General features: G+C 40.8%; 10 protein-coding genes and 4 pseudogenes. 4 read left to right on the top strand and 10 right to left on the bottom strand.

Features of this window, described 5'->3' with window-relative positions:
* Window positions 1-91: 91 nt before the first annotated feature.
* Window positions 92-679, top strand: coding sequence for a Uma2 family endonuclease (locus NPUN_RS34260; RefSeq protein ID WP_012413000.1), 588 nt, complete (start codon window positions 92-94; stop codon window positions 677-679).
* Window positions 680-691: 12 nt separating this feature from the next.
* On the opposite strand, the pseudogene NPUN_RS34255 reads toward NPUN_RS34260, so the two are convergent.
* The 4 genes and pseudogenes from NPUN_RS34255 to NPUN_RS43855 all read right to left on the bottom strand — a co-directional run.
* A pseudogene (locus NPUN_RS34255) lies at window positions 692-1,549 on the bottom strand (tetratricopeptide repeat protein); the annotation flags it as partial.
* 39 nt (window positions 1,550-1,588) lie between these two features.
* Window positions 1,589-1,852 carry a hypothetical protein gene (locus NPUN_RS42330; protein WP_167315707.1) on the bottom strand — a complete coding sequence of 88 codons (264 nt, stop codon included), beginning with the start codon at window positions 1,850-1,852 and terminating at the stop codon, window positions 1,589-1,591.
* Window positions 1,853-1,871: 19 nt separating this feature from the next.
* A complete protein-coding gene (locus tag NPUN_RS34245) occupies window positions 1,872-2,378 on the bottom strand; it encodes a tetratricopeptide repeat protein (protein ID WP_012412999.1) in 507 nt (168 codons plus the stop codon).
* 134 nt (window positions 2,379-2,512) lie between these two features.
* Window positions 2,513-2,791, bottom strand: coding sequence for a hypothetical protein (locus NPUN_RS43855; RefSeq protein WP_234711190.1), 279 nt, complete (start codon window positions 2,789-2,791; stop codon window positions 2,513-2,515).
* Between NPUN_RS43855 and NPUN_RS34240 the strand changes: the two are divergent.
* Window positions 2,740-3,831 (top strand): annotated as a pseudogene (locus NPUN_RS34240) (IS4 family transposase); the annotation flags it as partial. The gene NPUN_RS43855 and the pseudogene NPUN_RS34240 sit on opposite strands and share 52 nt — an antisense overlap.
* Before the next feature lie 182 nt (window positions 3,832-4,013).
* Window positions 4,014-4,163 (top strand): annotated as a pseudogene (locus NPUN_RS43850) (IS4 family transposase); the annotation flags it as partial.
* A gap of 95 nt (window positions 4,164-4,258) precedes the next feature.
* On the opposite strand, the gene NPUN_RS34235 reads toward NPUN_RS43850, so the two are convergent.
* The 5 genes from NPUN_RS34235 to NPUN_RS34215 form a co-directional block, all read right to left on the bottom strand.
* Entirely contained in the window at window positions 4,259-7,585 is a 3,327-nt protein-coding gene (locus NPUN_RS34235; protein WP_012412998.1) for a tubulin-like doman-containing protein, read from the bottom strand.
* Between the two features lie 95 nt (window positions 7,586-7,680).
* Complete coding sequence (locus NPUN_RS34230; protein ID WP_012412997.1) at window positions 7,681-8,577, bottom strand: vWA domain-containing protein; 897 nt, start codon at window positions 8,575-8,577, stop codon at window positions 7,681-7,683.
* Between the two features lie 28 nt (window positions 8,578-8,605).
* Window positions 8,606-9,814: a PstS family phosphate ABC transporter substrate-binding protein gene (locus NPUN_RS34225; protein ID WP_012412996.1), complete on the bottom strand. Its 1,209-nt coding sequence runs from the start codon at window positions 9,812-9,814 to the stop codon at window positions 8,606-8,608.
* 352 nt (window positions 9,815-10,166) lie between these two features.
* A complete protein-coding gene (locus NPUN_RS34220; RefSeq protein WP_012412995.1) occupies window positions 10,167-12,458 on the bottom strand; it encodes a caspase family protein in 2,292 nt (763 codons plus the stop codon).
* A 117-nt stretch (window positions 12,459-12,575) separates the two neighbouring features.
* The gene (locus NPUN_RS34215; RefSeq protein ID WP_012412994.1) at window positions 12,576-15,788 is read right to left on the bottom strand and encodes a CHAT domain-containing protein; all 3,213 of its coding nucleotides are present in this window, start codon (window positions 15,786-15,788) and stop codon (window positions 12,576-12,578) included.
* A 213-nt stretch (window positions 15,789-16,001) separates the two neighbouring features.
* On the opposite strand from NPUN_RS34215, the pseudogene NPUN_RS44950 reads away from it, so the two are divergent.
* Window positions 16,002-16,085: pseudogene (locus NPUN_RS44950) on the top strand (Uma2 family endonuclease); the annotation flags it as partial.
* Window positions 16,086-16,106: 21 nt separating this feature from the next.
* Here NPUN_RS44950 and NPUN_RS34210 read toward each other — a convergent pair.
* Complete coding sequence (locus NPUN_RS34210) at window positions 16,107-18,272, bottom strand: S8 family serine peptidase (protein ID WP_012412993.1); 2,166 nt, start codon at window positions 18,270-18,272, stop codon at window positions 16,107-16,109.
* Window positions 18,273-18,340: the final 68 nt, after the last annotated feature.

The following is an 18,340-nucleotide window of genomic DNA, read 5'->3' as shown; positions in this document are numbered from 1 at the left end:
CGTGAAAAGTCAGATCGCAAGATGGGCAAAAGCCAATAAATACAGATGGTAAGCTAGAAAGTACATACCACAGTTAAATCGGTGATGTCTCATGAACGTTGTCACACCAAAGCGATTTACTATTGATGAATATCATCGACTGATTGAACTGGAATTTCTAAAGGAGAATGATCGCATTGAATTGATTCGCGGAGAACTCATTCAGATGGTAGCCAAAGGCACACCTCATACATTTTGCACAACTCGGCTTTGTAGACAACTGGATCGATTGCTGGGCGATGGCGCTGTTGTGCGTTGTCAAGAGCCAATCATACTACCATCAGATAGTGAACCTGAACCAGATGTGGCGATCGCACGAGGAAATGAGACTGACTATCTTCCCCATCATCCCTATCCTGAAGATATTTTTTTAGTGATTGAAATTTCCGATTCAACCCTCGATTACGACCAAACAACAAAGTTAGAAGTCTACGCAGAAGCCGGAATTTCTAATTATTGGATTGTCAACTTAAATTTTCGCCAACTTGAGCGTTACAGCCAACCTTATCAAACTGCTCAAGGTGAATATAATTATCTCAGCAAGCAGATATCTTTGCCCCATCAGTCAGTGGCAATTCCTGGATTTGAAGATGTCTTATTAGACTTGAGCCGGATTTTTCCTACGGTTGTTAGTGCTTAGAAACAGCAATGTCTACGACAGGCTGCGCCTACGATGTTTGGTTTGGGGAATGAGGCGATCGCTCACTTCTAAGGCAGAATTAATTTTATTCTGGGCAATCAGACTCCTTTGCAGAAAACGGTAGGTTTCGGCTTGTATTTCAAAGAGTGAAATTTTTTGAGCATCAGTTAATTCGTTCTTTCGCAAAGACTCCCAAATCTCAATTGCAGTAAATAGCGTTTTTTCAGCATTTTCATATTGTCCTAATTTATCGTAAGCAGAACCAATATTATTGAGAAATGTTCCTTCCGACGCTTTATCACCGACTTGTTTGACAATAACTAAAGCTTCCTGATAAAATTCCAAAGCTTTGGCATACTCTTTCTGATTATAATAAACCCCACCAATATTATTAAGAGTTTTGCCTTCACCTGCTGTATCACCAATTTGTTTGAAAATGGCTAAAGCTTGCTGATGAAATCCGAATGCTTTGGCATAATCTCTCTGGTTGTCATAAACCACACCGATATTATCGAGAGTTTTACCTCCACCTGCTTTGTCACCAATTTTTTGAAGAATAGTTAAAGCTTGTACATAGTAATTTAAAGCTTTGGCATACTGTCCTTGATTATTGTAAACAAAGCCAATATTGTTCAGAGTTTTTCCTTCACCTACCTTGCTGCCAATTTGTTGGAGAATAGTTAAAGCTTGCTGATAAAACTTCAATGCTTGATCGTACTGTCCCAAATTTTCGTAAACAGAGCCAATGTTATTGAGGCTTTCTCCTACCAATGCTTTTTGATTGATTTGTTTGCGAATAGCTAAAGCTTGCTGATAAGCTACCAAAGCTTTGGCATACTGTCCTTGATTATTGTAAACAAAGCCAATATTGTTGAGGGTTGTTCCTTCTCCCTGTTTGTTTCTTCAGGACTAGGCTGTTGTGTCGTTTGCGCCTGCACCACCAAGGGAGACAAAGAGACGGGAGAAAGAGGAGACAAGGGGGCAAAGGAAAGCCCTACAGTAGCAAGGATGAGGTACTTCAGACGGTAGCCCATTAGCAAAAACTCCAGCAGACTGACTCAGTGGTGTATATTTCTCAGCTTTTAAAGGATATGCGAAAATTGGGCAGATATTTCCATAAAAACCGGATTTTACAGACAAAAAATTGCAAAATCCGGTTGCTGGATATGTCATCAGAATTATGCAATGGAATTTAACTCTCTTGTATCTTCTGAAGTGCGTCGGTGGCTTTTTGGGCGAATTCCTGATTCCCTTCTTGTTTAAACAGCGTGAATGATTTCTGTAAATCAGCGATCGCTGCTGGTTTGTCTTTTAAAGCAAAGTTTGTCAAACCTCGGAAATAATAGGCATAGGGAATATCGGGAGTAATTTCTATAGCTTTGTCAAAATCTGTCTTTGCTGCTTGATATTCATCCAGACAAAAATTACCTAATCCTCTACCAACGTAGGCATAAGCATTGTTAGGTTCAATCTTCAGGATTTGGTTAAAATCTTCAATTGCTCCTCGATAATCTTTCGATTCTATCCGCTTAAAACCCCGTTTAAAGTATGTTTCGGTATCCTTCGGATTTTCAGTTTGCGAGTCAGGAACTTGTGCTATGACTTGTTGAGTGTTGAACAAGCTTTTCGCTTCAGCTTTGGGTGTAAAAGTCAATGTTCCAAATACTAAAATAGCTGCTACTAGTTTCAAACCTTTCATTGTTGTATCTCCTAAAATATTAAATATTGCAGAGGTTTTCTTGCTCTTCACAGGTATATATCTCTAAGTGTTGAGAGGTTATGCAAAATCAGAGCTATATGCCAAGGAACTTCCAAATAAAAAAACAATACGGTTCAGTTAAGGCTCAAAGTCATGTAAATTAAAGACTGTTCCCAAGAAAGAAAGTTCAGTATTGTGCATCTGAGGGATTTCTCGTTGATGTCTCCTGAGATACGAAGTGGTGATGTGCTTAAAGCAATCGAGATGGCGATTCCAGCAACTGCAATCGAAGAAGCGATCACTAATACCCAAACTGAAGAGGAGCGCAAGCGATAAGCCTGCGGCATAGCTTCGCTTCCCGCTACCAGCGCAATTAGTGGTAAGTCTGGTAATTGCAATGAGTCTATGGTCAAAAGACTCAATGTGGGATATACTTAAAAACTTGATTGATGGTCTTTCTGAGGGATGGGTGAAGGTAGGTAAATACTGGCGAGTACCTTGTAAGTCAGCAATTACTCAAGCTCGGCAAGATTGGGAGCAGGAGTGATGAGCCAATTATTTCACCAGTTAGTACAACCAATGGCGACTGGTGAAACGATAGGAGCATTTCTAAATGGGCTGAGAATTGTGGTGATTGACGGTACTTGTTTTGATGTTCCAGATAGTCATGAAAATGCGAGAGTTTTTGGTCGTCCTGGTAGTCGTCCAGGCACACAAGCAGCTTTTCCCAAAGTCAGATTAGTCATATTGGTAGAAGCAGGAACACACATCATATTTGATGCAATAAGAGTGTCCATACCGCATCGGAGAACGAGTGCGGGCATTAAAATTATTACGCTCGGTAACATCAGGAATGTTGTTGATGTGGGATAGGGGATTGCATTCGTATGCAATGGTACACGCAACAGTATCTAAGGGTTGTGACTATTTAGGGAGAATTCCTGCCAATGTTAAATTTTTTACAGAAAAATCGTTGCCAGATGGTTCTTATCTGTCATCGATTTACCCATCTGGAAAGTTACGAAAAAAGGATTGTCAGCCAATATCAGTAAGAGTTATCGAGTACATAATTGAGCATCCTGATAACCCAGAAAAACAAGTGATATATCGCTTGATTACTAGCCTGTTAGACATTGAAAAATTCCCGGCAGAGTTGTTAGCTGAGGAATATCATCAACGTTGGGAAGTAGAAAATACCAGTGATGAATTGAAAATCCATCTTTTGGGTCGAAAAACCCATGTCCGTTCCCAAAAACTACGAGAAGTTGTACAAGAAGTGTATGGTTGGTTGTTGGGACATTGGTCAGTTTGAGTGTTAATATTTCAAGCAGCAACTAATGCTTCTGTCTCCGTTGCGTCTAAGTTTTACAGGAACATTACGAGTCATTGTCGTGCTATTCCTAAATTTCAACATTTACCACCAGAAGAATTCCCCCTTTTTTCGATTGGTTAACCGTAGAGATCTGGATACGTTGTTACCGAAACGAGTTCACCGTACTAACCCCAGGGTTGTGAAAAAACCTGTATCAAAGTTTTCTTCTAAAAAGCCTAAACACAGAAGTACTGGAAAACAAGTACAAGCTCCGAAATTTCACATTAATAATCAGCTTTTTAGCTTTAACTGAACCCGTATTGTTTTATATTGGTCTTTATGGACACAATTGGATCAATTTCATGGAAAATTCCTATGAATTAGTCGCCGAATTATTGATGCTAAATCCTAATAAGCGTAAGTACTATCAGCAAGGAGAGAGGGCTATGAGGCTTATTCCATCTGCGTCCTAGCCCTTTTTGTCCCCCCGTAAGGAAAATAGCACCATGCTATCAAGGCACTGACAACACTCTAACCAAAACTGTAAATTCAAGTTCGCCCTGCTAAATCAATTAAGTTTAACTAATCGAGTCCCGCAGTTGTAGCAAAATTTAGACCGGGCCGGGTTTTGCTCACCACACTCGGTACAAAAAACATTTGCACCTGCCATAAAAGGAGGCTCAACAGGGGAAATATTTGATATGTGAGGCTCCTCAATAAGATCAACTAGCGGCTTCTCAGGAGAAATTACAAGCTGAATAACTGGGGGTTTGCTTTTATTATTTAGTTGCAGGTTCTCAGAAGTGATTAAATCTTTAATAATTGTGGCTTCGCGTTTGTAATCTGGGCTATCGCTACCCCCAATTTTTTCTAGTTCTGCTTCTCGCTGCTTCAAATAGTTTATGAACTGGTCGTACAAGTCTAGTTTGTCTTGGGCTTGGTCAGCATCGGCTAGTTTTGCCGACACTTGACGCCCAATTGCTTCTTTGTCAGGGCGACACGCCAGCACCTCTAATACTTGCACCGCTTCTTCCCAACTAGAAGCAATTTCTACATTCTCTGAGCCGATTACAGTTTCGCGGGTGTAGCGAATCACCTTTTCTTCGGTGTTGCGATTTTCTTCTAGCCGCAAAACACCTAATGCTCTAGCTTGCACTACTAGTTTAAAAACTTCGGGGTTTTCGGGAAACACATCCCAGAAAGGAGGTTCTTTTTGAATATGCACGGGAACAGGGAGGTCTTTGGTTTCACCTCTGAGTTGCGATCGCTTGGCTTCAATAGATTGTCCTTTCCAGTCTTGATAAGATTGCCGCAACTCTCTAATACCATCTATACAGCGCAGGGAAAAACCGCCTTTTTCTTGGACAAACACAATTCGATGCTGTTCTTGTTGTCCCAGAGGGGTGATAGAATCGGCATTTCCCACTCTTTCTTGTAAATAAGGGATTAGTTTAATCGCAGTGGGATCGCTGCTGTTGCGACCTCCCACGATTGCAACTTTGGTATTTAAGGCGGGAGTAAACCCGGCATCTGCACCTGAGAGAACTGCCTGGGATAGTAAGATTAACGGTTGGGATCTTTGATAAGCAATGCGGATGTTACTGCGAATTGCCTCTGGATCGTTTTGCAAGCTTTTGAAAAGGCGATCGCACGCTGCTAAATCTTGGTTTAATCGGCTCTCTTGAGGAGATTTTTTCACTACTAACTGAGTTTTGACGGCAACTATTTCTTTAAAATCCTCGTAATTCACCTCTTGTAGTTGAGTAATATCAAAGAGTTGCATCACTTCCCCGGCAGTGCGAGTCTGTTTCCACAAAGGGCTAGCATCTCGCAAAATATCTTCCGACATTGTGGTGCAAATCTGGTTTAGTCCGATTTCATAGCGGCTTTTGCTACCTTGAATGGCTCCCGCTAATTGCTCAATCATGTCCTGATAAAGTAGATTAAGTTCTTCGCGGTTATAAAGCTTAAACCCGTTAATTTTCAAAGCATCAGCACTATCTGCTTCTTTGTCAGCTTTTTGTTTAAAGTCATCGCGTAGTTGTCGCAGCTTTTGATTAAACCGCGCTAATCGCTGCTCCATACGATCCAGATGCTCTAAAATTCGCTCAATCACCTGTAGAGACAAAGTGCGACTTTTGTGTTGAATGATTGCAATAAAGCTACTTTCTAAACCTGTAAGCGCTTCCTCGCAATACTTTTCCATTTGGGCTTGTTTAGTTAGACCAAACAAGTTTTTAAATTGATTAATATCTTGCAGTGCGGCTTCATACTGCTGCTGCCGATTAATTTCGTTAGGTTGCCAGACTTTTTCTGATTCACGGCGGAACTTTTCTGAAGCATTGGCAAATAGCTGACGGACGTTAGTAATAAAAGCATCAGCAAATTTGGGGCCCAGATTGCGATCGCGCATAATCTTGTAAAACTCTGCCTCAATTGCTTGTCTGCCTTGTTGGATAATGCGATCCCGGTTATCGTACATTTTTTGGAGAAAGTCACCATGTGTTCGTTCATCGGCGCTTAATTCTCGCAAGTGATTGGCACGATATTCATCAACTTTGGGGATGAGATAATCATCCAGGAATCTCAAAATTTTGCCTCGCTCTGTACCAATCATATTGACACCTTGATGGGTACATTGCAATTTATTATCGCTAGCGATTTCATTACGGATACTATTAATCCAACCAGATACTTCTGAGATATAAGATTTATCTGCTGCCGAAGAGAGGTCTGCAATCAATTCGGTTTCTGTCAGTCGCATTCCCTTAAGAATATCTTTTTGGATTAAATCCAAAACATTAGGTGGGAGTGACACCGACTCATTCAGCCACCAATTTACTAAATCCATACTCAACCGATTGGATAGCGAATTGTGAATCTGAGCGATAGGAATTTCAATTGTGGAAAGACCAAAGCTCATGAAGTTTTTGGGATAGCCTCTACCACCTGGATCGGCCTGCGCCCAAGCTCCTTTAATGTTGTCTCGAATAGAGCGTTTGTGTGGAGCAAAATCAGAGGTAAGATCCAAAAAAACGTTTTGAGCAATCATTTCTCGAATTTGATCGAGATTAAACTCACTTTCGCCATTCTTGGTGCCAACTAAATAGGTAAAGTCAAAGGGAGGTAATTTATTGCGAACCTCATCCACTAAACCAGCGCTAAATTGAGATATATACTCAGTTCTGTAGTCAGAAAAGTAACTCAATTCCATCAGAGCAGCGTAGCCATTAGCGAGAACGCGATCGCCTACATTAATGCTGGCAAAAGCATTAGGCATTGGGATAATTGCTGTAATTAAAGGGCTTCCCTGACCTTTCAGCCAGTTACGTAAGCAGTAGCCGATGTCAATTAACATACCACTGCCAGTCCCACCAGAAATTGAGCCAACGACGAAAACATTCAACCCACCACTACTAACTCTGATGTCGTACTTCTCTAACATCAAACTTTCGTGACCTTTGACGCGATCGCACGCTTCAAAAAACCGTTGTCTAATCTTGTGATAGTTATAAAAAAAGGCAAAGCGACCACAGGCACGAATTTGACCTGCACCAGCTTCCAATGCTCCAATATTGCGCTCTAATTCTCTAGGAAACCAAGACTCAATCCAAGGATACTTTTCCATATTGGACATAATGTCGTTGACTTCTCTACCACTGACACTTGCCCAATGTTTTTCATGATCCTTTAATGGCGATCCTGTTACCTCTGGATTACTAACTTTATAATCTTTATCTGTGTCAATACTAAAAAAACTAATAATGGGAAAATTATTCAAACTGCCATAGGCTTCTTCTATTAATCTTCTTACCCGTGACAAGACTTCTGTTCCTGTACCACCCACACCCACCAACACCGTGGGAACCATACTTTTTTCTTCAACTGCTGCCATAATTTTCTCTTTTTAATTTTTTAACTTCAACAAATGAAGCTTTATTTACCTTTGATTATTTGTTAATGGCTAACTCAAAACTTTTGCTTTCTGCCTCAACAATTTGAGAAAAAAGGTAAGCCAGATAATTGCCAAAGAATTAGGGGAGTAACAACAGTCCAAAATAAAGCATTGCCTAAAGCTAACTGACCACTAAGGTTCATTGGTAAGTTAATTAACCCTTGAAAAACCCATTTATCTAAAGGCAAGATAATTAGCCACATCAAAGCAATCCAGGTACAACCTCGCCAGAAATAAACCCATTTGACATTGCTATTAAAGCTAGTAAAAAATATATCTTTAAAAAATATTTGCAGATTGTTCGATTCACCGGATAGATAAATTCCGTTGGTGATGTCGGTAGCTGACTTGATTTGGGGAGCATTTGCTCCTACCACCACAGCATTGATTTTGACTTTTTGAGCTACTGCCTGAGTCAAAACTGATGGTATCACCTCAGCGACTCCATCAGTGACGAGCAATAATTCACGGCAACGATCTTGAATATTACTGAGAAGTTTTGTACCTTGATCAATGGATTGACTGAGATTTGTTTCAGTACCAATCTGAGATGACAAATTAGGGTTTGCTAGAGCTAAATTCAACTCAGCTTCTAACTTTTGTCTATCTGATGTGAAGGAATTAGTTAAGGGAATGACTCGATCGCCAAACCCAAAAATTTGGATATTGTTAGGAGATTTTAATTGCTGGGAGTTTTGCTCAATATACGATCGCACCGCCGCCACTTCTTGAGCCATCACAGTATCAGGTGCGTTGAATGATTTACCTTCGTAGGTGCTGTTGCTCATATCCAGAGCGATCGCTACTGCTACACTAGGTCTACCCAACCCTAAAAGTGAACACAAAACAGTCGCAACTAAACAAACTCCAAACACGATTAACGGAATCTGAAATAAAGGATATAGCCAGAAACTGCGACGAAATTTACTCATCTGGGATTTTAAGGAGTTATTATTTATTTCAGTTGCGAATTGGCACTAGACCAGCTTGGTCTACTAATTTTTGACCTTCATCACTTAAAAGTAAGTTGACATAAGCTACACCAGCCTGCTCATCCAGCGTGCGATCGCGTTCGCGTTTAATCACAACAAACAGTCGTCTAGTCAGAGGGTAGATGTCTTTCGCAAAATCATTTTTATTCACGAGCTTTTCGATGCAAGCAGGTACAAAACCCTGATTAGCCTGTTTTGCAATTGACAAAGGCTTAATTGAAGTTTGGGGGCAAACTTCTGAAGCAGTGGCATAACTAATCCCGCCAGGAGTTTGAGCTACCTTTCGGATAGCAGTTGTAGTGTCTATTACATAAGGTTTTACAGATGAAGCAAATGGTTCCTTCGCCAACACTTTTTCTTGAAAGTATTCAGGAGTACCACCATCATTAGGGTCACGGCTCAAAGGCGTAATTTCAATAGCGGGGCCACCCACTTGCTTCCAGTTCGTGATTCTCCCAGTGTATATATCCTTAATCTGAGATACCGTTAAACCTGGGATAGCCAAATCACGATGAACGTAAAAAGCAATTCCGTCAATGGCAATAGGTTGCTGTTCCAGAGTGAAATTGCGTGTTTTTGCGCTTTCATACTCTTCGTCTCTTAAGGGCCGCGAAGACTGGGAAAAATTTAGTTGACCTTCTATCAGCATCTTGATCCCGCTACCAGACCCAGCCTGGGTTCCTGGCGGTGGCGAAGTGTAGACTAATTTAAATCCCGGATGACCTTGCATAATCAGCGCTACTATTGCTGAAGTCCTTAGCGGCGCAAAGCTTGTAGAACCGCCGTATCTAATGATTCCGTTGGGAACGTTAGGCACTTCAGCTAAAGTGTGGTAGATATTAACGGGAGGATCAGAGACTGGCTTGGTAGGAGTTTCTTTCTCAGGCGGAGAAAGTGCCAAACAAATACTATTGATTTTTTGCTGACCTGTTGGACAAGGTTTATCTATAAATATTGAGGCAGCAATAAGGACAGTTAAAACAGCACCACCAGTTATAGCAGCAGGTTTGACCCATTTTGGCAATTGACGGTTATTGTCCATTGCCTCTTTTGGCAAATTACATATTACACAGGTTAAGCCGTAATTTTCATAGGGTTCGTGGTTGCCAGTAGGATTTTGATTTAAGTAGATTTTGCCATTTTTGGGCTGACCATCACACTTCCAGTTTCTTGCCACGCTTGTCGGTTCTCCTAATCGACGTTTACTACTTTTAGATCCTGATTGAAAGGATAAACACCAGCCACCAGATTAGTGTAATTAAATAAATTACGTTTAATGTAAATTAAGTCTTGAAACCCTTGTAATTTCGTAGTTAGTCCCAAAATAATGATTTGGAGCGAATCTAGCAACCCTTATGGTATGAGAGATGTTTTTAATTCACATCAGGCGTAAATTACATTTTTATAAATATGTTGTTTATTTAGCTTTCCTTTATGTTATTTTTTGGACGTTTTTGGAAGGTAAACTTGGACAACCTGTCCAAAATCTTCTTAAAATCACAAATTTATCCACGCCAAACATACAAGAGTTAGCTGCTGGATGATGCAATTACCTCAAAAGCGATCGCCATTGCAGCTAATTTTGTAGTATCAACACCGCGATCGCTCGATGGTAATTGTATGTTATTGACGCTATTGCCGCTACGAGTACCTGCATCTAAGTCATCTAGTAAATTATTGGTGACATCTAACAGTTCATTAGTAACAGGGAGAGGAACATTTCGACTTTTTGTGTCTGTTGACCTACTAGCAATTGTTTGTAATGCTTGGAGAGCAGTTTTTAGCGGGGTGGTACTGGCAATGATTAATGCTTCTGAAACTCCCAAGGGCGTAACTATGGTAAGTGTAAATTCATCATCAGCTTGAGGGATTAACTGTGTTTGTTTTGCCTCTACCAAAGCAGCATTTTCTGAGTCTGACCATTTATTAGGAAAAATAATTGTCATTTCGCCTTCGGCATCAATCACTAAAATACTGACGTAAAGTGGTTGAGACTCATTATTTTTAATTTGGAAAGCAATCTGGGTGTCCACAGGTAGTTGACGTAACCCAGCATCAGAAAACTTAATAGACGAAACTGGTGTTGAGGAATTTGGCTGTTGAGGTTTTTTAGCTACACCGCGAATCGGGAAAGTTTCAGCCAAAAGCTCATTGCTACCAGCAATATTCATAGAAACTGTGACGTTGAGGCGTGATGAATTTGTATTTCCCAGAATCTGTTTGATCACTCTCGCAGCTAACAGCGACTTGAATTTTGGTTGTAAACGCTTTACTGCTTCAGTTATGGGTTCGCTAGCTGCACCAAAAGACGCAGGAATAATTTGGTCTTGACTTGGTAAAAATAAACCAAAACTACCCACTACTGGCAGCTTGGATACTCCTTTTTTCTGCAACTCTTGATGTTTGGTCTTTGTCATCTGCCCAAAGATATATTGTAATTCTTCTTTTGTTAAAGATTTGGGTTCGACGCGCTTGAGTGCTTTCATCGCTTGTATTGCCTGCTGGGCAGTTTTGTTGTCTAAAGATTCATCAATACCAATTTTTAAAGTTGCATTTCTAGGAATGATGCGGATGCGTTCTTGCAATAAATTTCCTGGGTGTAATTTTCCCTTGGAGGTTGTGTATTTCAGCGTACCTCTGCCGACTAATCCTTGACGAGATTGTAGTTGCACCTGTCCGATTTCATTACCCAGACCATCCACTATTGAGAATACAGAGTTACTGTTGAAAGCTTCTAAGCTTTGCGAATCTATTCCACCCAGCCATAACTGTGCTTGGTTCTCTGTTACTTGCGTGACTACAGCCTCAGCTGGGATAGCCTGGACAGGGATGAAATAGATAGGTGTGTTGGCATTTTCTTCGCTGAGGTTCGACTCAAATTCTGGGTCTTGATCGTTACCATTTTCGCTAGCTAATTCTTTCGTACTGCGACCAATATTAGCGATCGCTCTGTTGACAGATTCATTGCCAGTTTGCTGCCAAAGATACTGAGTTAGCGAGTAGGTAAACGCCCCTGCATGGAAACCCGAAAAAGGAACATCGGCGGCGTATTGATCGCGTTTGGCGCTGGTGATAACGACTCCTTTAGCAACGTTTTGACGGCGTTTTTGAATGAATTCTTGTTGTGAAAGCCCCAATTTATTTAGCCATTGACGCTGATAGTCTAATTCTTCTTGACTAGGTTGCAATTTTTCACCGCCAGAACGCGATCGCACCCGCAGATTTCCCCGCGTACCACCACCAGAAAAACAGCTGTCAAGCACAAAGGTGACGTTATCTGTTTTTAACGCAGACATGAGTAAAAATAGCGTATGTCCCATGATATCTTTTACTGCACCGCCGAAGGCTGGAAATCCTGTTGGTAAAGGGCTATCTATAGGAACAAGCGTGCTGTTGAGTCCATCCGGTGAATCGCGATCGGGGTCTTGTACCTGGGAACCGTGTCCAGAGTAGTGGAATAATACCACATCCCCACGCTTGGCTTGAGCAATTAGATGGTTTTCAAAAGCTGTGAGGATGCCTTGACGGGTGGCTTGTTGGTTAAGCAAAATGCGAATATCCTCTTGTTTGAAGCCAAAGCGGTGAATTAGTAAGTATTCCTGCAATTTGACATCATTCTCACAACCTTTGAGAGGATCTAAACCATTGCTTGCAGGATAATCATTAATACCCACTAGTAGCGCTAGTTTGCGGCCTGTACTTTGAGCGAGGACTTTACCTACGCTGTTGGCTTGTTGCATGATGTCGAACTGGCTCAAGCCTAACATTGCGAGAGTGGAAGCAGAAAATTGGAGAAAATGACGGCGTTTGATGTTAGACATTATGATTTTATTTATTATTTATTGGCACAAATCGCTTTAAAGGATTGTATTTCTGGGTTGTGTGAGGTTATGCAAAATAGTACAGCACTTTTCAGGTTACGAGATAACTTTAAAAACCTACTCAGCTTCGCCAATGAGAGTAAAAGCTGCCCAATCAACGGGATTCGGATTAATTTTCATCGTCGTCAGCATCGCCTGTCGCAGTGCTTGCGCTTTGTCTTGGCTCTTTTGAAGATTTTGATAAAATTCCGTCATTAATAGTGCTGTAGGCGTATCTGGAACCGACCACAGCGATACTAAGACGCTGGGGACACCAGCACTAATTAAGGAACGAGATAAACCAATTACCCCATCCCCAGAAATCCTTCCGCGTCCGGTGTCACAAGCGCTTAACACGACTAATTCGGCATTTAGCTTCAGATCGAGGATTTCCGAGGCTGTTAATAATCCATCCTCTTTACCCGATGGAGTCAAAGCAATTCCACTATTTAATCCTTGGATATCATCAAATATGCCGTGTGTTGCTAAATGAATAAATCGCGCTTGGGGTAAACGCTTGACTATAGTTGCTTCTGTTGCTTTGTTGCCGATCAGAGGTTCGGTTTTGAGTAATTTGCTAATTGCATTTGCTTCAAGTTCTGCACCAGGTAAAGAAATTAATTGTTGCGGAGTTTCGCCGATTTTTGGTGCTAGAAAAGGCATCATTGGATTACCAACAATCAGCGTATCTTTTCCTTCTATCGGTTTTGTGCCTGTCCGTTGTTTCTGTTTGTGGGTTAAATCTAAAACTTGAATTGATGGTGATGTGAGAATAGTGTGTTTTTCAATTAGGTATTTACCGTCTGCGTCTTGTAATGCGGCGAAGGGGACGAGGAATAGGCTACTTTGGGGAATGAAGATAACGTGATCGTTAGAATTTTTGGGTAATAAGTCAGCGATGGGGTTGATTAATAATTCGTGTAGACGCTTTAAATTATTTTTGGCTTTGGGTGCATTGGGTTTACCAACTACATCAACAGCACCGCGAAAAGGTGTACTTGTTGCACCGATAGAGTTACGACTGGTGATAACAAGATTGCCAAGGGTTGAGTTTTCTTTTTGCCACAGGGGTTTCAGGTCAGCTTTGCGGAAGGTAACTTCACCTGCGGGTTTGATTACCCAGATATAGAGTTCTGATTCATAAGTTACTTGTTTACCCTGAATTTTAAAATTATCAGCAATAATAGAGTATTCAATAAGTGTCGCTTTTTGCTGTTTGGCAATTTGTTGTAGCAGTGATAGTGTAGGTTGCTGGAAATTGAGTTGGAATGACTGAGTGGAATTGTTGTTAGATAAGCGTGAGTTTAATAAGTCTAACAACGCTCTAGAACGCCCCCTTTCAGCAATTTCTAGAGCCTCATCATTTTTATTTTGAGCAATTAAAACTTGTTGCAGTATAGGGTAGATGCTTGCTTGCTTATCAAAAATTGAAACTTTATGAATATCGTTATTCCCAAGTCCTGAGCGCAAAGATTCCCAAACTTGAATTCCATCAACCAAAACTTTTTCAGCTTCTGCTAGTTTACCAGTTCTATACAAAGCTAGTCCTAAATTTGTAGATCCAAATCCTTTTCCTAAAGGATAATTAATCTTTTTGCTTAAAAATAGACCTTGTTGTGTATACTCAATTGCTTTTGTATAGTTTCCCAAAGATATATAGGCTCTACCTAGATTCATTAAAGTATTTGCCTCTAGGAGAGTTTCTTTAAGTTCTCGTGCAATAGCTAAAGATAGCTGATAATAATTAATAGCTTTTTTATGGTCGTCTATTTGGTCATAAACAAGACCTAATTCACTTAAAGCAATTCCTTCATTTTGTTTATCTTTGAGTTTTTGGGCTATAGCTAAAAATTGTTGATAGTAATCAAGTGCTTTAACATAATCATTAATATCAAAATAAGCAATCCCTAATTCTCCCAAAGAATTAGCTTCATGAGTAATTGATTTAATTTCTTGTGCAATTTTTAAACTTTCTTTATGATATTCTATGGCTTGGATATAATTGCCTAAATCATTATAAACTGCTCCTAAATTTGTGAGTGCTTCTGCCTGCTGTATTTTGTCGTTTAGTTTTCGTGCAATTAACAAATGTCTTTGTGCAAATTCTATTGCTTGTGTATAATATCCAAGTTCACGATAAGTAATACTTAAGGAACTTAATATTTCTATTTCATCAGGTATATCTTTTTTATCTTGTGATAGAGCCAATAATTGCTGATAATAATAGTTGGCTTGCTTATTGTCATTCAGCCCAGAGTATGATTCACCTAAAACCCTCAGACATACTGCCTGTTTTTGGAAGTTTTTGAGTTCCCTGGCAATTTCTAAACCTTTTTGTGCAGATTCAACTGCTTTACTGTAATGATTGACTTTTAAGTAAGCATAACCAAGATTAGCAAGATAATGTCCTTCGTTTTCTTTATCTTTAAGTTCACGCGCAATTTTGATTCGCTCCTCGTAGTATTCAATTGCTTTTGTGTTATCTCCTAAAGCATCATAAACAATAGCAATAATCCCAATTGCACTTGCTTCTACCTGCCGATTTTTATTTTTTCGTGCTGTGATTAATTTTTGTTGATAAAACTCCATTGCTAAAGGTTGTCGATAATACTCAATCGCTTTAGCATGGTTTCCTGATGAGTAATAATAAATTCCTAAAGAGCCTAGAGCATACTTTTCTCCTTCACGATCTTTAAGTTTTTGTGAAATGACTAAATAATTTTCTAAGGCTTCTATTGCCTGAGGGTAATTTTGCATTGCTAGGTAAGCTTCTGCTAAATCTTGTAACGTATCTTTCTCTGCTAATCGATTTTTTATTTTTCTTGTAACCTCTAAGCGAGAAAGATGGTACTCAATTGTTTTTTTGTAGTCTCCCAATGAATTATAAATTTCTCCTAAACTGCCCAAAGCCGCAATTTGAGCGTTGTAATATTTGTTTTCTTTAGCAATGGCTAAACTTTGTTCAAAGTATTCAATTGCTTTAGTATTGTTATTAAAGTAAAGGTAAATAGTTCCTAAATTAATTAGGGCTGATGCTTCTCCGTGACGATCTTGAATGTCTCGATAAATCATCAGTGCTTTTTGCCAAGATTCTAATGCGGCTTCAAATTGGCTGCTTTGAAGCTGCTCAATACCTTGCTGTAACAATCGGTCTGCTTCTGCTTTACGATTCGCTGGCGTTTGCGCTAATACTTGCGACGCTTGGAATAGTGGAGGCAAATTTGCGATGGGTTGTGAAACACTCAAGATGAGAGTGATCAATGTGGTTAAACTAAGTTTGCGATCGCGCATATATTTTAGAGTCAGGAGTAATGCAGGGAGTTTAAAGAGAGATATCTCTCACCTGCCCAAGGATATGCAAACTAGATACACAGTGCAAGTTGCAAAATGGGCAAAAGCCAATAAATACAGATGGTAAGCTGGAAACTACATAACAGTTAAATTGGTGATGTCTCATGAACGTTGTCACACCAAAGCGATTTACTATTGACGAATTCGGAGACACTTCGTGAACGCGCCGTAATTCGTGGACAAGATCCAATTACTTTACCAAATCAAAGCGAACCTGAACCAGATGTGGCGATCGCTTTTCAACCTATATCTATAATTTTATCGCTTTTCTTTCACCGCCTTGACTGCGGCATTAGCATTCACCAGTCCTTTGCCAAAAAAGTAAGGCTGACCTTTAACCGCAGATGAAACTTCACCTTTGCGTCGCTGTGAGCGATATCTCCTAGCATCATCATCAGAGATAGCTAGCCCTTGATAACTAGCTGTGGATTTTAAAATACTCACCAAACTTTGTCTGCTAATTTCTTTATTTTCTCCTTTCATCAAAGCCACTACCCCCGCGACGGCTGGTGATGCAAAGGATGTGCCTTCCACCCACCAATATTTGCCCCGCGCATCCAGCACCGTAGACCAACGAGATTCAGGGGCGGACATTCCTTGCCAAAAAGCATCCAGCCAAGTACCGCCTGTGGTGGGAATTCCGCCCAGCATTCCTGGGGTATTTAAGTCTCCTCCTGGTGCAACTATGGCTAAACCTTTGCCGTAGTTACTGTAAGGAGCGCGATTACCTAAAAGATTTGTTGCACCAACAGCCACTACTCCCGGATAGGCGGCGGGATAGGCGACACGGTTAGAGTTTTCGTTACCAGCAGCAGCCACAATTACTAGTTTAGGATGTGCCTTGAGAACATCTGCGATCGCTTCTTCTTCTCCATCAGTTGGTAGGGTACTACCCAAACTGAGATTAATGATATCAGCACCGCGATCGGCTGCGTAACCAATGGCTTCAATATAGGCAGAAGGACTGTAACTTCCATTCAATCCAAACAACCGCACAGGTAAAATTTGAGCATTGGGCGCTACACCCACCAATCCCTGATTATCTTGGGGTTTAGCGGCAATTATTCCACTCACCCAAGTACCATGAAATTCTGCCCCGACTTTATAAGTGCGAAAAACGTAACGTAAAATCTGAGCAATTTCCTCAAAAGACGCATTTGGGTATTTTTGTTTCATCTCCAGCGCTTCAACAGAATATTGCCGAATTAATTCTGCATCCGATAATTTGAAGGTATCTTGAAATTTGGCTGTGAGAATAGCAAGTTCAGTACGACTGATGCGGGTATCGCCATCGCCGATTTCGCAGGGGTCGAGACTATTACCACCACTAGAAAAATCCCACCCGTGGACTTCATCTGGACATTTGTCAGCCGCTTTCACAGTATAGAGACTACCTGCCAAATCAGGATGATCCCATTGAATCAAGCTATCTATGACTGCGACAACTACACCGCGTCCGCCGTTGCTACGTTTCCAAGCTTCGGTGACGCGAATATCTGTGCGGGAGACAGGAGATTTTGTGGCGACAGTAGACTTTTGCAGGCAGGTTTGTAATAATTCCCAACTAGATAGTTGGGGTAAACATTGTTGCAGGGGTAAGCTGTTCAAATGCCACGCCAATCCGAGTAAGCTGGTTTTTGGAGAAATCCCTCTACTAGACTGGGGACTAGGGTCTGGGGACTGGGAACTAGGTAAGAGTTTTCGCAATACCGAATCTTCCGTTCCCTTGAGATTCGCTATTTGTTTGCTAGCTGTTTCGAGATTTTGGTCGGTAATTGATTGGATGAAGTTAGGTTGAGCAGAGGAAATGCCTTTGACATTGTTGAGTTGGTTGGCGACATTGAGGATTTGTGTTCCAGCCGCCGCCTTGGATTTGACCAGATAGCGATCGCGGTTGAAGCGCAAGGGACGCACAATTGTCAGATTACTCTGCTGTAAAATAGTCTGTCTCTGACTTTCGTCAACTTTGGGGTCAAAACTAACGATAATTTCGTTGGGTAAAACAATAACTTCTTTGGTTTGCTGACGAGTCAGGACTGGTAAAGTATTTTCTACGTAGGGTTGCTGCTGAATGCGCTGCTGTAAGGCATTTAGGGTTCCAGCAGGCAAATTCACTACAGCATAATTCTCGCCCAAAGGACTAACTTTTGCCCCACTACCTCCCCGAACGCCACCCTGTAGGGATTCCTGGAGTTGCAGATAAAGGGGTTGAGCCGCAGGGTTCCGGGTAGAGACTTTTTTAAAAGTAACAGCGATCGCATCTTGTCGCTGGTTTAAGGAAATGCGTTGTCCATTATAAAGGTAAAATAAGTTACTATCCTCTTGGGTTTGAGCAACGGCTGTCACCTGTGGTCGGATAGAGAACATCCCCAACCCAGACCAAAGACAAGCAGTGAGTAAAATACCAGATGTAATGCGTTTCATAAATGTTCAGAAATTTACAAACATATATCTCTTATCGGTGGGAGGATATGCAAAATCCAGATTGCAAA

Source organism: Nostoc punctiforme PCC 73102, from assembly GCF_000020025.1.
GTDB classification, from domain to species: Bacteria; Cyanobacteriota; Cyanobacteriia; order Cyanobacteriales; family Nostocaceae; genus Nostoc; species Nostoc punctiforme.
The sequence above is the reverse complement of the archived record's forward strand: the minus strand, read 5'-3'. Positions and strand labels throughout refer to the sequence as shown.

What these genes read in the sequence shown, in the direction of transcription:
- NPUN_RS34245 (WP_012412999.1), bottom strand. Translation starts at nt 2,378, where the DNA reads ATGAAAGGTTTGAAACTAGTAGCAGCTATTTTAGTATTTGGAACATTG.
- NPUN_RS34220 (WP_012412995.1), bottom strand. Translation starts at nt 12,458, where the DNA reads ATGTCTAACATCAAACGCCGTCATTTTCTCCAATTTTCTGCTTCCACT.
- NPUN_RS34235 (WP_012412998.1), bottom strand. Translation starts at nt 7,585, where the DNA reads ATGGCAGCAGTTGAAGAAAAAAGTATGGTTCCCACGGTGTTGGTGGGT.
- NPUN_RS34230 (WP_012412997.1), bottom strand. Translation starts at nt 8,577, where the DNA reads ATGAGTAAATTTCGTCGCAGTTTCTGGCTATATCCTTTATTTCAGATT.
- NPUN_RS34260 (WP_012413000.1), top strand. Translation starts at nt 92, where the DNA reads ATGAACGTTGTCACACCAAAGCGATTTACTATTGATGAATATCATCGA.
- NPUN_RS42330 (WP_167315707.1), bottom strand. Translation starts at nt 1,852, where the DNA reads ATGACATATCCAGCAACCGGATTTTGCAATTTTTTGTCTGTAAAATCC.
- NPUN_RS34210 (WP_012412993.1), bottom strand. Translation starts at nt 18,272, where the DNA reads ATGAAACGCATTACATCTGGTATTTTACTCACTGCTTGTCTTTGGTCT.
- NPUN_RS34215 (WP_012412994.1), bottom strand. Translation starts at nt 15,788, where the DNA reads ATGCGCGATCGCAAACTTAGTTTAACCACATTGATCACTCTCATCTTG.